Genomic DNA, 13,553 nt, shown 5'->3' on the forward strand with positions numbered 1-13,553 from the left:
CCGCCCTCACGCGGTGCACCGCGGCCCCGGCGCCGGTGCCGCGGCGGGCGGCGTGCGCCCCGACCCCCGTTACGCGTCCGGTGCTTGACGGGCGGACCGCGCCCGCCGCGGCACTACGCGCGGCCCGCCAGGGCCGGTGCGCTCACGGGCAGGGTGGGCGCGCAGTCGGCCAGGGCGACCGGTTCGCCCATCGCGACGACGATCCGGCGGTCGCCGCGGAAGGGGTCGCGCCCGTGCGCGGTCAGGACGTTGTCGACGAGGAGCAGGTCGCCGGGCTGCCAGGTACGCCGTACGGTGGCGCTCTCGTACGCCGCGTCCAGCAGGGCCACTTCCCGCGGTGTCAGTGGAGTGCCGTCGCCCAGCGCCGTGTTGAACGGCAGCCCGTCCCGGCCGAACTCGCCTGCCAGGACGTCCCGGATGTCGGGGTCGAGGGCCCACTCGCTCCAGAACGCGACGTGGTTGAACCAGACCTCCTCCCCGGTGCGCGGGTGGCGCACGGTCGCCGAGCGCACCTGCCGGGTGCGCAGGGTGTCGTCGTCGCCCCAGCCGACGTCGATGGCGTTGGCGGCGCAGTAACGCTCCACGTCGGCGCGGGAGTCGGTGGCGAAGGCGGTGCGCCAGTCGAGCGAGATGTGCTCGGCGTAGTTGCGCACCAGGGACCAGCCGTGCCGGCGGAAGCGGTCGACGAGGCCGGCGGGCAGCAGGTCGAGCACCCGGCGGACGTCGGCGACCGGGGTCGCGCCGCCCTCCGCGGGGGCGGTCAGGCAGCCGAACAGCAGCAGGCCGGGGAAGGTCAGCGTGTAGCTGTTCTCGTTGTGCATCCGGATGGCCTGCGCGGGCGGCAGGTCGGTGGAGGAGAACACGTCGTCGCCGAAGTCGCTGCGCGGCGTGGCCTTCTCCTGGTACTTGGCCCGCTCGGCGAACAGGGCGTCCCGCACGAGCGCGAAGTCGGCGGCCGTGCGCACCGGCAGGCCGCGCAGGTAGAGCGAGCCGTGGCGGGTGAGCACACCGCGCAGCGCGTCGCGGTAGGTGCCGATCCAGTCCGCGGCGGCGGCCGCGTCCGGCACGCCGCCGACGACGGCGGTGACCGGGGCACCGGGTTCCTCGATCCAGTGGGGTGTCATCGCAGGCGCTCCTGGAGGTCGGCGTCGGCGAAGTGGTCGGGCAGCGCCTCCCACACCGACGGGGTGTAGAAGTGGCCGCCGGGCAGGGCGTCCACCCGCAGGCCGCCGGTGGCGCAGCGGGCCCACTGCTCGGCGACGGCCGGTTCGACGACCTCGTCGTCCTCGCCGTACAGCACGTGCACCGGCACGGAGGTGGTGACGCCGGGCCGGGGCCGGTAGGAGTCGCGGACCGTGATGTCGGCCCGCATCAGCTCGATCGCCATCTCGCGCAGATCGGGGTCGTCGAGGGCGTAGCCGGGCAGCAGGCCGATGGTCCGCATCCAGTCCACGAGGCGCCCTTCGGTGTCATCGAGGCGCGGGAAGCGGTCGCGTTCGGTGACTCCGCGGTCGGGCGCGTTGCAGGAGGAGACGATCAGGCGCTCCGGCAGCGGGGCGCCGCGCTCGGCGAGCCGCACGGTGACGTCGAAGGCCATCCAGCCGCCCATGCTGTGGCCGAACAGGCGGTAGGGCCGCTCGGGCGCGGCGGCGGCGGCGCGGGCCACGGCGTCGGTGGTGTCCTCGGCGAGGGTGTCCCAGTCGGGCGCGAACTCCTCGGCGAAGCGGCCCTCGCGTCCCGGGTAGCAGATCAGGGCCAGGTCGGTGGCCTCGCCCAGCGAGGGCTGCCAGGCCCGGTAGGAGCCGGTGCCCCCGCCGCAGAACCCGAGGCAGACCAGGGAGCGGGTGGCGGCCGGCCGGGGTGCGGGCCGGACCACCGTGGTGTCGTGGAGCAGCTGGCCGGTCATCGTCAGCCGGCCATCCGGTCCATGGCCCGGCGCAGGCTCGCCGGGCGGAGGTCGGTCCAGTGGGTCTCGATGTACTCCAGGCACGCGGCCCGGCTGTCGACACCGTGGACGGTGCGCCAGCCGGCCGGTACGGCGATCTGCGCGGGCCACAGGGAGTGCTGCTCCTCGTCGTTGGCGAGGACCAGGTACTGCCCGTTCTCGTTCTCGAAGGGGTTCGGCATCGTGCTGTCCCGTCTGTCGGTGGGCGGCGGCCGTCCGGTGGGGGTTTCGGGCCAGGTGGCCCGGGACTGCGTCGATCGTAGGAACGGCCGGGCCGCCGAAGAGGCAGTTGGCGAGGCAGGTGGAGGGAAGTTTCGCGGCCCGCGGCGGGCCGTTCAGTGCAGGTGCGCGGCGGCGGGCAGCGGCTGCGCCGCGGGGTGCGGGGCCTCGGGGTGCCACAGGTCCTCGGTGTCCAGGTCGCCGGTCCGGTACTTGCCCAACGCGCTGGTGAGCAGGCGCAGTTCGAGGGCGAGGGCGGCGATCAGACGGTCCAGGCCGGCGTCGGGGTCCTCGTCGACGGCGAGCAGGGCGGCCCGGCCGAGGCCCACGGCCCGCGCTCCGGCGGCCAGGGCCTTGGCGGCCCGTGCGCCCTCCCAGATCCGGCCGCTGACGAGGAGGCAGTGCGCGGGGCCGGGGCGGACCCGGCGCAGGCACTCGCCGAGGGGCAGGCCCACGTCGTCGAGGAAGGCGAGCGGGGCCCAGCCGGTGCCGCCCTCGGCGCCGTCGACGGTGACCGAGTCGGCGCCGGCCGCCCAGGCGGTCGCTGCCGCCTCGCCCACGTCCCGGGCGGGGGGCAGCTTCACCCAGATCCTGGCGCGGGGGAAGTTGTTGCGCATCAGGCGGACCTGGTGGGCGAGGATCTCCTGGGTGAAGGTGCCGGGGCTGCCGCTGCGCAGCGCGCGGTCCGCGCCGCCGTCGCCGGGCAGCGGCTCGACGGCGTACTGCTCCTGGAGCCGCTCGGCGTCGGCGGCGCCGACGAGGGTCATGCCGCCGAGTCCGGGCTTGGCGCCCTGGCCCACCTTCAGCTCGAAGGCGAGCCGCCCCGCGGCCAGCAGCGGCTGCACGGAGGTGTCGCTGTAGACGAGGTTCCAGATCTCGGCGTCGGCGTCCTCGGTGGACTGCTGCACGGCGACGCCGCCGCCGTCCTCCAGCGCGTCCTGGTAGGCGCGGACACGGCCGAGGAGGGTGCGGCCCTCGCGTTCGCCGAGCCGTCCGGTGCCGTTGACGGGGCCGATGTTCTCCCCGACGACGAGGGGGAGGCCGAGCCGGGCCGCCTGCCGGGCGGCCGCGACTCCCAGGTCGCGGCTGGCGACCTGGGTGGAGCCGAAGGCGGACACGTACACCGGGAGCGCGGCGCGCAAACCGCCGATGTCGGTGGCCGTGTCCACGTCCCGGTACAGGGGTTCGCGGGCCAGCTCGATCAGTTTCTCCAGCCGGCGCGGCACGAACGCGGGCGGTACCAGGCGGGTGCGGTCGAGGACGTCGTCCGCGGCCGGGCGGCCGCCGCCGAACAGTTCGCGGCCGTAGGCGGACGCGGGCGGGAAGACGCGGGCGGCGCCGTGGCGGGCGCGGGCCCGGATCTCGTCCTCCGGGAAGCCGGAGGCGTGCAGTGCGCTCATGGGGTGTCGCTCCCTGGCATGGGTGGGTTCCTGGGGTGCGGGGGTTCGTGCGGTGCGGTGGGGCGCGGGACGGGCTCAGGAGCCGGCGGGCGCGGGACGGGCTCAGGAGCCGGCGGGCGCGGGTTCGCGGTGGGCGCCGGTCCCGGCCAGTTCGCCGAGGTCGAGGCGGGTCTCGACGTAGTGCAGGGCGTCGAGGAGGCCGCTGCTGGTGAGGGCGGCGGCCGGGCGGGGGGTGACGACGTGCCCGATCGGCATGGCACCCACCGAGCTCCAGCCCAGCCGCCCCCGCTCGTCGATGAAGCCGGCGCTGCGGCCGGCGTTGTCGGGGTGCAGGCAGTACGGCACGTCGAGCCAGCCCCGGCCGAACGCGGTGAGCAGTCCGCGGCCGATGTCGGGGCCGAGGCACAGCACCGCCTCGACGAGGGCGCGGGCCTCGGCGTACACCTGGGTGTCGCGGCCGTCGTCCGCCGCGGCCCGGTCGGGGCGCGGGAGGGCGCGGGCGGTACGGGCCGAGGTCTCCAGGGCGGCGACGTTCTCGGCGACGGTGGGGATGCGGCGGGCCTCGACGGTGGTCTTGACGATGAGCCGCCGGGCGCCGGCCCGTACGGCGAGCGCGACGGCCCGGTCCTGGAGGGCGCGGGCCCCGGACGGGGTGCGCGGGTAGACGCCCATGTAGGTGTAGACGACGATGTGCCAGTCGACGCCGGGCAGCAGTTCGGCGGCGAGTGCGCGCAGGGCGCGGACGGCCTCCTCGTCCTGTACGGGGTCGGTCTGCTGGGCGTAGCTCAGGGAGATGCTGCGCAGTCCGTGCCGGACGAAGAACATGCCTTCGAGCAGGGACAGCGCGACGAGGAGTCCGGGCGGGCACAGCTGGCCCATCATGCAGCCGCCGAAGGACTCCAGATGCGGTTCGGGGCCGGGGCCGCGCGCCTCGGCGAGCAGTTCGCAGGCGCGGGTCCAGTGGTGCACGGCCTCGGCGAGCGGGGTGCGGCTGTAGGGCAGGCAGTAGGAGACGGGGCCGCCCTCGGTGGCGTGCAGTCCGGCGGCGAGCAGGCCGCGGACGATGTCCTGCGGGGCGGCGGAGCCGTGGCGCACCTGGACGGGGAAGCCGGGTCCGCCGATGCCCCGGAGCATCCGGCGGGTGGCGGCGGGGCCGTGGGTGAGGAGCGGGTAGCCGTTGAGGTCGGTGCCCTCGGTGACGGCCCGCCGGGCGGCGGCGAGGTCGCCGACCCGGGTGTAGCTGTCGAGGGTGAGCGTGCCGACCGAGGTGGCGTCCGCGTCGCGGGTGGCGCGCAGGCCCCGGCGCATCCGCCGGGGCGGGCCGAAGCCCATGCGGGGCTGGACGACGAGTTCGCGGGCGTCCCGGACGAACGCGCCGAACCCGGTGGTGGTCGGGGCGTCCATCAGCGGCACACCCCGGCGGTGAGGGTGTCCAGGTAGCGGCGGAAGGGCGCGGTCCCGGCGCTCTCCTCGAACACTCCCGTGAAGCCCGCGGCGCGCAGCCGGGGCAGGGCGGCACGGGCCGTGTCCTCGGCGGTGCCGAGCTTGCCGCCGATGACGACCGGGAGGGCGGCGAGCCGCGGTTCGGCGCGGATCGCGGCGATCAGCCGCAGTCCGTCGGCGGCGCCGTGGCCGTTGACGCTGCCGACCACGACGAGGTCGGGGCGGCACGCCAGCGCCTCGGTGACGACGAGTTCCTCGGGGACGCAGGCCCCGAGGACGCTCACGCGGTGGCCCCACTCGGTCAGGAGCAGTTCGAGGTAGATCAGGTTCCAGGTGTGCGCGTCGGACGAGGTGCCGGTCACCACGACGTCGAGCCCGGTGGCCGGTGCGCCCGGGGTGGGGCCGGCGGTGCCGGGGGCGGTGGTCTGCATGCGGAGTGCTCCCCCGTCCGGTCAGTGCCCGGCCGGTACGGCGGTGCCGTACGCGGACGTCGTGGCACCGGCGGTCTCCCCGCCGTCGATCACCAGTTCCTGGCCGGTGATGAAGCGGGCCTCGGCGGAGGCCAGGTAGAAGAACGCGGCGGCGATCTCCGCAGGGTCGGCGTGTCTGCCGGCGGGGATGCGGGCGTTGGTGTCGGCGAGCATCTGCTCGGTGTACTCGGCGAGTTGCATGGGGGTGAGCACGCCTCCGGGGCTGACACAGGCGGCCCGTACGACGGGGCTGAGCTCCAGCGCGAAGGTCTGGGTGAGGGCGACGATGCCGGCCTTGGTGGCGTTGTAGTCGGCGTAACGGGGGTAGCCCCGGCGGCCGTTGACGGAGGCGGTGGCGAGCAGGACGCCGTGTCCCTGCCCGGTCATGATGCGGGCGGCGGCCTGCCAGACGCCCAGCACGCCGAGGAGGTTGACGTCGGTGACGCGGCGGGCGTCCTTCTCCTGGATGTCGAGGACGCCGTGGCGCACGCTGATGCCCGCGTTGGCGACGACGACGTCCAGGCGGCCTCTCTCGCGGTGGACGTCGGCGAGGGCGTCGCGGACGGCGTCCCAGTCGGCGGTGTCGGCGCGTATCCAGCGTCCGGCCGGGCTGCCGTCCGGCTCGGGTGCCTTGAGGTCGAGGTTGACGACGTGGTCGCCCGCCTCGGTGAAGCGCAGGGCGGTGGCGCGGCCGATGCCGCTGGACGCGCCGGTGATGACGACGGTGCGCATGTCTGACTCCTTGGTCACAGCTGCGGTTCGGGGGACAGGGGGACGGCGGTCCGGGGTCAGAACAGCACCCGGCCGCGTGTCCTCTGGCTCACCGGGGCCGCCTTGCGCAGGTCGCGGCTGACGATCATCCGCTTCAGCCAGCGGTCCCTGCCGTCGTAGCGCGCGGGGTAGGGCTTGCGCCCGTGCACGGCCAGGTAGTTGTCGACGATCAGCAGGCTGCCCTGCTCCACGACGACCGTGTGCTGCACCCGCTCCAGCTCGGCCATCAGGGTGTGCAGGGCCCGTTCGGCCGCCGGATCGTCCGAGGCGCAGCGCATGAACGGCAGGTCGATGCGCAGATAGGGCCGGTCGGGGTTGCCGAACAGGACGGGCACGGCGTCCGGGGAGTGCAGCATCTCCTCCATGCGGGCGAGCGCCGGGTGGTCGGGGTGGCGCAGCTGGAGCTGCCGGATGTGCTCGTCGTCGGGGAGGATGTGGAACAGCGGGCGGATCAGCAGGGCGAGGTCCTCGCGGCTGAGCTTGACGTCGCGGACGGAGGCGAGGATGGTCGGCGCCCGGTCGTGGTTGCGTATCCCGAAGAGCAGCAGGTAGTCGCAGCGGCCCGGGTGGAAGCCGTCCTCGGTGTGGAACTCCAGGAGGGTGGCGCTGCCGTGGCCGCTCTGGCGCTCCTCGTCGCCCCGGATGGGCAGGATGTTCTGGATCATCCGGCCGAGTTGCAGGGTCGACCAGGTGAAGGGGTCGCCGAGCGCGGTGGCGCACATGGCGAGGAACAGCTCCTGCTCCAGGGTGGTCGCGGGGTGCGTGGGCTGGTCCCAGTGGCCGGGGGTGGGGCCGACGGCGCCGTCGTCGACGGGGAAGCCGTGGACGAGGAGTCCGGCGGCCGACTCGGTGCGGCGGAAGGTCTCCAGGAAGTCCTTGAGCCGCGGGGGCAGTCCGGCGTCGGCGAAGCGGTTGTCGTCGTAGCGGGCGGGGTCGGCCGGGTCGGGCAGTGACGCGGCGAGCCGGGCGGCCTCCTCCCGTATCCGGGCGACCTCGGCGTCGGACAACTCGTATTGCAGGACGGTCTCTTCGATCATGGATCGGCTCTTTCCTCGGTGTCAGTCCCGGTGCGGGGTGCGGACCAGGAGGGCGGCGATCTCGGCAAGGGGCTGCGGACGGGTCATGTCCAGGTGGGCGCAGGCGACGGCGTGGCGGTGGATGCGGCCGGTGACGTGCGCCCGCCAGTCACCGGCCTCGGGGGCGGCGGGGTCGCGGTCCTCGGTGGCGGTGAAGTGCACCAGGTCGCCGTCGAAGACGCCCGGCTCGGCGCTCTCGGCGAGGGCGACGGTGTGGGCCGCGGCGGCGGCGAGCGAGGCCACGAACGCCGCGTCGAACGCGGTGCCGGGGCCGGCCTCGGCGGTGCCCTCCCGGTGGAGGAACCCGGCGATGGCCTCGGGGTCCGGCAGGGGCGCACCGGCCGTGCCGCGCGGCGGGTAGGAGTCCAGCAGGGCGAGCAGGGCGACCTCTTCGCCGTCGGCGCGCAGCCGGCAGGCCACGGCGTGCGCGATGTTCCCGCCGAGGGACCAGCCGAGCAGGTGGTACGGCCCGTGCGGCCGGACCGCGCGGACACGGGCCAGGTAGTCGTCGACGAGGAGGTCCCAACGGGCGGGCAGGGCTTGGTCGTCGGCGCCGGGGCGGCGCACCTGGAGGCCGTAGACGGGCCGGTCCGCGAGGGCCGCGGCGAGGCCGGCGTAGCACCAGGCGAGCCCGGTGACGGGGTGCACGCAGAACAGCGGTTCGCGGGTGCCGGTGGTGCTCAGCGGCAGCAGCAGGTCGGAGCCCGCGCTCTCGCCCCCGGCGGCGCGGGCGGCGAGCGCGGCGACGGTGGGGGTGCGGAAGAACCCCGGCAGGGTCAGGTCGCCGAGCACGTCGGGCAGCAGGGTCCGGATGCGGGCGACCGCCCGCGCGGCCAGGAAGGAGTGCCCGCCGAGGTCGAAGAAGCTGTCGTCCACTCCGGTGCCGCGCACGTCGAGGACCTCTTCGAACAGGGCGGCCAGGGACCGCTCCAGCGCGCTCTCGGGCGCCCGCCCGAGTCCGCCGTACTCGGGTGCGGGCAGGGCGCCGCGGTCGAGCTTGCCGTTGGCGGTGGCGGGCAGCGCGCCGAGGAGGACGAAGGCGGCGGGCACCATGTACTCGGGCAGCGCGCCCGCGAGGAAGGCGCGCAGGGCGGCCGGTTCGGGGGTACGGCCGGGCAGGGGCACGGCGTAGGCGACGAGGCGTTTGTCGCCGGGCCGGTCCTCGCGCAGGACGACGGCGCCGTGCGCGATGTCGGGGTGCCGGCCGAGGGCGGCCTCGATCTCGCCCGGCTCGATGCGGAAGCCGCGCACCTTGACCTGGTCGTCGGCGCGCCCGCAGAACTCCAGGGTGCCGTCGGCCCGCCAGCGGGCCAGGTCGCCGGAGCGGTACATGCGGGCGCCGTGGGCGAAGGGGTGGGCCACGAACCGCTCGGCGCTCGCGCCGGGCCGTCCGGCGTAGCCCCGGGCCAGGCCGCGGCCCGCGATGTACAGCTCGCCGGTGACTCCGGGCGGCACCGGGCGCAGGCCCTCGTCGAGGACGTACACCCGGGCGCCTTCGACGGGCCGTCCCACGATGGGGGTGGAGGTGCCCTGCAAGGGGGTGGTCAGCGTCTCGACGGTGCACTCGGTGGGGCCGTAGAAGTTGTGGGCGCTGACGCCGGGTTCGGCGAGCAGCCTGCGCCACAGCGGCTCGGGGACGGCCTCGCCGCCGAAGGTGAGGGTGCGCGGGGTGAGGGCGGGGGTGGTGAGCAGCCCGTGCTCCAGCATCTCCAGGCCGTAGGTGGGGGTGGTGTCGAGGAAGTCGACGCCGTGCCGGCCGACGTAGCGGACCATGGCCGCCGGGTCGCGCCGGGTGGTGTCGTCGAGGAGGTGCAGCTCGTGCCCGGCGAACAGGGCGAGCAGCCCCATCCAGGAGGCGTCGAAGGTGAGCGGCGCCGTGACGGCGACCCGGGCGGCGGGCCGGCCGGTCTCGCGCAGGTGCGCGGCGAAGAGGGTCGTCTCGTGGCTGTGCAGGAGGTTGGCCAGGGCCCGGTGCTCCACGACGACGCCCTTGGGGCGCCCGGTGGATCCGGAGGTGTACAGGATGTAGGCGGGGTGTGCGGGGTGCAGCGCGGGTACGTCCGGGTCGTCGCCGGGGCCGTCCTGCGCCCCCTCTTCGACGTGCACGACGGGGACGGTGCGGGGCGCGAGGGCGGTGGCGGGTCCGGCGCTGCTGATCAGCAGGCGCACGCCGGCGTCCGCCAGGACGTGGGCGACGCGGTCGGCGGGGTGCCCGCTGTCCAGGGGCAGGTAGACGGCGCCGGCCTTGAGGACGGCGAGCAGCGCGACGACCGACTCGACGGACCGGTCGAGCAGGACGGCGACGCGGTCCTCGGGGCCCGCTCCGCGCCGGATCAGCTCGTGGGCGAGCCGGTTGGCGAGGGTGTTGAGCTCACCGAACGTCAGCCGCCGCTCGTCGAGGACGAGCGCCACGGCGCCGGGCCGGGCGGCGGCCTGCGCCTCGAAGTACCGGTGCACGGGGGCTTCGGCGGGCGGTGCCGCCGGCTCGTGGCCGCTCCACGCGCCGAGGACGAGGTCCCGTTCGGCGGCGGAGAGCACGTCCGCGCGGCCGACGGGGGCGTCCGGGTCGGTGAGGACCGCGTCGAGCAGTCTGAGCAGCCGGTCGGTGAGGGTCCTGGCCGTGGCGTGGTCGAAGAGGTCGGTGGCGTACTCGACCGTCCAGCGCAGACCGGCGGGGGTGCCGTCGGCGCCGTGGGACTCCTCGACGCCGAACAGCAGGTCGAACTCGGCGACATGGACGTCGACGGGGTGTTCCGAGGCGGTGGCGCCGGGGAGTCGCAGTCCGCCGCCCGAGCCGTTCTTCAGGAGCAGCATGGTCTGGAAGAGGGGGTGCCGGGCGGTGGACCGGGCCGGGTTGACGGCCTCCACGACCCGCTCGAACGGCAGGTCCTGATGCGCGTACGCCTCCAGGTCCGCGGCCCGCACCCGCCCCAGCAGCTCCCGGAACGTCGGATCACCCGACACATCCGTGCGCAGCACCAGCGTGTTGACGAAGAAACCCACCAGATCGTCCAGACCGTCATCCGTACGACCCGCCACCGCCGTGCCCAACGGCACGTCGGTCCCGGCGCCGAGCCGGCTGAGCAGCGCTGCCACCACCGCCTGGAGCACCATGAACAGCGTCGCCCCGCTCTCCCGCGCCAGCCGCACCAGGCCCGCGTGTGCCGCGGCGGGCACGTCGGCCGTGACGGCTCCGGCGTCGTGGCTGGGCACCGGCGGTCGGGGCCGGTCGGCCGGCAGGGTCAGCTCCTCGGGCAGGTCAGCCAACGCCTTTGTCCAGTAGGCGAGTTGGCGGGCGGCGAGGCTGTCGGGGTCGGCCTCGTCGCCGAGCAGGCCGCGCTGCCAGAGCGTGTAGTCGGCGTACTGCACCGGCAGCGGCGCCCAGTCGGGGGCGAGCCCCGCCGCACGGGCCGCGTAGGCCGTGCTCAGATCACGGGCGAGCGGTGCCATCGACCAGCCGTCACCGGCGATGTGGTGCAGCACCAGCATCAGGACGTGGTCGTCGGCACCGAGGGTGAACAGCGTTGCCCGCAAAGGGAGTTCGGTGGCGAGGTCGAAGGGGTGCCGGGCGGCGCGGCGCAGGTGTCCGGCCAGTTCGACCGGCGGGCAGAAGGAGGCCGAGAGGGGGACGCGGGCGTCGGTGGTGATGTGCTGGCGGGGCTGTCCGTCGACCGCCGGGAACAGCGTGCGCAGCGACTCGTGCCGCCCCGCCACATCGTCCAGCGCAGCCCGGAGCACCCCCCGGTCCACCACACCCCGCAACCGCACCGCCAGCGGAATGTTGTACGTCGACCCCCCGTCCTCCCACTCCCGCAGGAACCACAACCGCTGCTGCGCGTACGACAACGGCAACGGCTCCGGCCGCACCCCCACCGCCACCGGCCGCGGCCGGGAGGTGTCCTCGGCGCGCAGATGGGCGGCGAGCCGGGCGACCGTCGGGTGGCCGAAGAGGGCCCGGATGCCCACCTCGACGTCGAGGACCGTGCGGATGCGGCTGATCAGGCGGGTGGCCAGCAGCGAATAGCCGCCGAGGGCGAAGAAGTTGTCGTCGACGCCGACGTGCGGCACGTCGAGCGTCTCGGCGAAGAGGGCGCAGAGGACTTCCTCTTCGGGGGTGCGCGGGCGCCGGGCGCCGGCGGGGGCGGGATCGTCGGGGCCGGTGGGATCGGGGTCGCCGTCCTGTCGCGCGGGTGTCCCGATGTCCAGCCGTCCGTCGGCCAGCCAGCGGCCCCGCCGGCCGGTGCGGTACATGAGGGTGCCGGTCGCGCCGTGCGGGTCGGCGACGATCCTGTCACCGGCGGGGGCGGAGGGGCCGGGCACGGAGAGGTACAGCTCGCCGCTGACTCCGGCGGGCACCGGCCTCAGGTGGTCGTCGAGCAGATAGGCCGCTGTCCGGTCGGGGGCGGGCACGCCCGCCAGTTCGCGCCACATCTCGGCCGGGACGGTGGCGCTCCACTCGTCCAGCACGCGGTGCAGTTCGTCGGCCGTGAGCAGTTCCGCCTGGCTGACCGGGGTGTCCGGGGCGGCGGTGACGGCCTCCAGGAGCCGCAGGAAGCGCCGGGCCAGGTCGTCCACGGTGACACGGTCGAACAGGTCGGTGGCGTACTCGAACTCGGCCCTGAGGCCCGCCTGCCGGCCGGCCCCGTCGAAGGTCTCCGCCACGCCGATGCTCAGGTCGAACTTCGCGGCGCGGTGGCTGAGGGGTTCGGCGGCGGTGTCGAGTCCGGCGAGGTCGTAGGCGCCGTCGTCGGTGTTCTGGAGGACGAGCATGGTCTGGAAGAGGGGGTGCCGGGCGGTGGACCGGGCCGGGTTGACGGCCTCCACGACCCGCTCGAACGGCAGGTCCTGATGCGCGTACGCCTCCAGATCCGCCGCCCGCACCCGCCCCAGCAGCTCCCGGAACGTCGGATCACCCGACACATCCGTGCGCAGCACCAGCGTGTTGACGAAGAAACCCACCAGATCGTCCAGACCCTCATCCGTACGACCCGCCACCGCCGTCCCCAACGGCACGTCCGTCCCCGCACCCAGCCGGCTCAGCAGCGCCGCCACCGCCGCCTGGAGCACCATGAACAGCGTGGTTCCCGTCTCACCGGCGAGGCCGCCGATGCGGGCCTGGAGTTCGGCGGGCACGAAGAGGTGGACGGCGTCGGCGCGGTGCGTGGGGGTGTCGGGCCGGGGCCGGTCGGCGGGCAGGGTCAGCTCATCCGGCAGGTCCGCCAACGTCGCTGTCCAGTAGGCGAGTTGTCGGGCGGCGAGGCTGTCGGGGTCGTCCTCGTCGCCGAGCAGGCCGCGCTGCCAGAGCGTGTAGTCGGCGTACTGCACCGGCAGCGGCGCCCAGTCGGGGGCGTGTCCGGCGGCGCGGGCGGAGTAGGCGGTGCTCAGGTCGCGGGCGAGCGGCGCCATCGACCAGCCGTCACCGGCGATGTGGTGCAGGACGAGCATCAGCACCTGCTCCTGCCCGCCCAGTTCGAACAGCGTTGCCCGAAAAGGGAGTTCGGCAGCCAGGTCGAAGTCGTGGGCGGCCTCCGCGGCCATTCGGGCGGGCAGTTCCGCCTCGGTGGCGCGGCTCGTGGTCAGCGGGACGCGGGCGTCGGTGGTGATGTGCTGGCGGGGCTGTCCGTCGACCGCCGGGAACAGCGTACGCAGCGACTCGTGCCGCCCCGCCACATCGTCCAGCGCAGCCCGGAGCACCCCCCGGTCCACCACACCCCGCAACCGCACCGCCAGCGGAATGTTGTACGTCGACCCCCCGTCCTCCCACTCCCGCAGGAACCACAACCGCTGCTGCGCGTACGACAACGGCAACGGCTCCGGCCGCACCCCCACCGCCACCGGCCGCGGCCGGGACGCGCCGCGCCCGAGACGTGCCGTGAGGGCGGCGGGCGTGGGCGCGGCGAAGAGGTCGCCGATGCCGAGCTCGGCACCGAGGGTGCTGCGGATGCGGCTGATCAGGCGGGTGGCCGTCAGCGAGTGGCCGCCGATGCGGAAGAAGTCCTCGTCGGCGCCCACGCGGGAGATGCCGAGCACGGCGGCGAACAGGCCGCAGAGGACCTCCTCTTCGGGGGTGCGCGGTGCGCGTCCCTCCGCGTCGCCGCCGACCAGGGGCTCGGGCAGCGCCCTGCGGTCGAGCTTGCCGTTGGGCGTCAGCGGCAGCGCGTCCAGCACCACGAACGCGGCCGGCACCATGTACTCGGGCAGCCGCGCGGCGACGAAGTCCCTGAGCGCA

General features: G+C 74.9%; 9 protein-coding genes. All 9 read right to left on the reverse strand.

Annotated elements, in window-relative coordinates; translation table 11 throughout:
* Nucleotides 1–113 precede the first annotated feature (113 nt).
* The 9 genes from SZN_RS19685 to SZN_RS19725 all read right to left on the reverse strand — a co-directional run bounded on the left by SZN_RS19685 (nt 114) and on the right by SZN_RS19725 (nt 13,510).
* Nucleotides 114–1,124: a TauD/TfdA family dioxygenase gene (locus SZN_RS19685; RefSeq protein ID WP_007497751.1), complete on the reverse strand. Its 1,011-nt coding sequence runs from the start codon at nt 1,122–1,124 to the stop codon at nt 114–116.
* On the reverse strand, nt 1,121–1,906 hold the full coding sequence (locus tag SZN_RS19690; protein ID WP_007497752.1) for a thioesterase II family protein: 786 nt from the start codon (nt 1,904–1,906) through the stop codon (nt 1,121–1,123). The genes SZN_RS19685 and SZN_RS19690 overlap by 4 nt, the downstream gene beginning before the upstream one ends.
* Nucleotides 1,907–1,908: 2 nt before the next feature.
* The gene (locus SZN_RS19695) at nt 1,909–2,127 is read right to left on the reverse strand and encodes an MbtH family protein (protein ID WP_007497755.1); all 219 of its coding nucleotides are present in this window, start codon (nt 2,125–2,127) and stop codon (nt 1,909–1,911) included.
* 153 nt (nt 2,128–2,280) lie between these two features.
* Nucleotides 2,281–3,564 carry a glutamate synthase-related protein gene (locus SZN_RS19700; RefSeq protein ID WP_007497756.1) on the reverse strand — a complete coding sequence of 428 codons (1,284 nt, stop codon included), beginning with the start codon at nt 3,562–3,564 and terminating at the stop codon, nt 2,281–2,283.
* A gap of 102 nt (nt 3,565–3,666) precedes the next feature.
* Nucleotides 3,667–4,968 carry a methylaspartate mutase gene (locus SZN_RS19705; RefSeq protein ID WP_043731854.1) on the reverse strand — a complete coding sequence of 434 codons (1,302 nt, stop codon included), beginning with the start codon at nt 4,966–4,968 and terminating at the stop codon, nt 3,667–3,669.
* Entirely contained in the window at nt 4,968–5,438 is a 471-nt protein-coding gene (locus SZN_RS19710; protein ID WP_007497760.1) for a cobalamin B12-binding domain-containing protein, read from the reverse strand. The genes SZN_RS19705 and SZN_RS19710 overlap by 1 nt, the downstream gene beginning before the upstream one ends.
* A gap of 21 nt (nt 5,439–5,459) precedes the next feature.
* Nucleotides 5,460–6,209 (reverse strand): SDR family NAD(P)-dependent oxidoreductase, encoded by a 750-nt coding sequence (locus SZN_RS19715; RefSeq protein WP_007497762.1) that lies wholly within the window; start codon nt 6,207–6,209, stop codon nt 5,460–5,462.
* Between the two features lie 56 nt (nt 6,210–6,265).
* Nucleotides 6,266–7,285 (reverse strand): guanitoxin biosynthesis L-enduracididine beta-hydroxylase GntD, encoded by a 1,020-nt coding sequence (gene gntD / locus SZN_RS19720; protein ID WP_007497764.1) that lies wholly within the window; start codon nt 7,283–7,285, stop codon nt 6,266–6,268.
* 21 nt (nt 7,286–7,306) lie between these two features.
* Nucleotides 7,307–13,510: an amino acid adenylation domain-containing protein gene (locus tag SZN_RS19725; RefSeq protein WP_425274452.1), complete on the reverse strand. Its 6,204-nt coding sequence runs from the start codon at nt 13,508–13,510 to the stop codon at nt 7,307–7,309.
* Nucleotides 13,511–13,553 lie beyond the last annotated feature (43 nt).

The organism is Streptomyces zinciresistens K42 (genome assembly GCF_000225525.1).
Classification (GTDB): Bacteria; Actinomycetota; Actinomycetes; order Streptomycetales; family Streptomycetaceae; genus Streptomyces; species Streptomyces zinciresistens.

What these genes read in the sequence shown, in the direction of transcription:
- SZN_RS19685 (WP_007497751.1), bottom strand. Translation starts at nt 1,124, where the DNA reads ATGACACCCCACTGGATCGAGGAACCCGGTGCCCCGGTCACCGCCGTC.
- SZN_RS19690 (WP_007497752.1), bottom strand. Translation starts at nt 1,906, where the DNA reads ATGACCGGCCAGCTGCTCCACGACACCACGGTGGTCCGGCCCGCACCC.
- SZN_RS19695 (WP_007497755.1), bottom strand. Translation starts at nt 2,127, where the DNA reads ATGCCGAACCCCTTCGAGAACGAGAACGGGCAGTACCTGGTCCTCGCC.
- SZN_RS19700 (WP_007497756.1), bottom strand. Translation starts at nt 3,564, where the DNA reads ATGAGCGCACTGCACGCCTCCGGCTTCCCGGAGGACGAGATCCGGGCC.
- SZN_RS19705 (WP_043731854.1), bottom strand. Translation starts at nt 4,968, where the DNA reads ATGGACGCCCCGACCACCACCGGGTTCGGCGCGTTCGTCCGGGACGCC.
- SZN_RS19710 (WP_007497760.1), bottom strand. Translation starts at nt 5,438, where the DNA reads ATGCAGACCACCGCCCCCGGCACCGCCGGCCCCACCCCGGGCGCACCG.
- SZN_RS19715 (WP_007497762.1), bottom strand. Translation starts at nt 6,209, where the DNA reads ATGCGCACCGTCGTCATCACCGGCGCGTCCAGCGGCATCGGCCGCGCC.
- gntD (WP_007497764.1), bottom strand. Translation starts at nt 7,285, where the DNA reads ATGATCGAAGAGACCGTCCTGCAATACGAGTTGTCCGACGCCGAGGTC.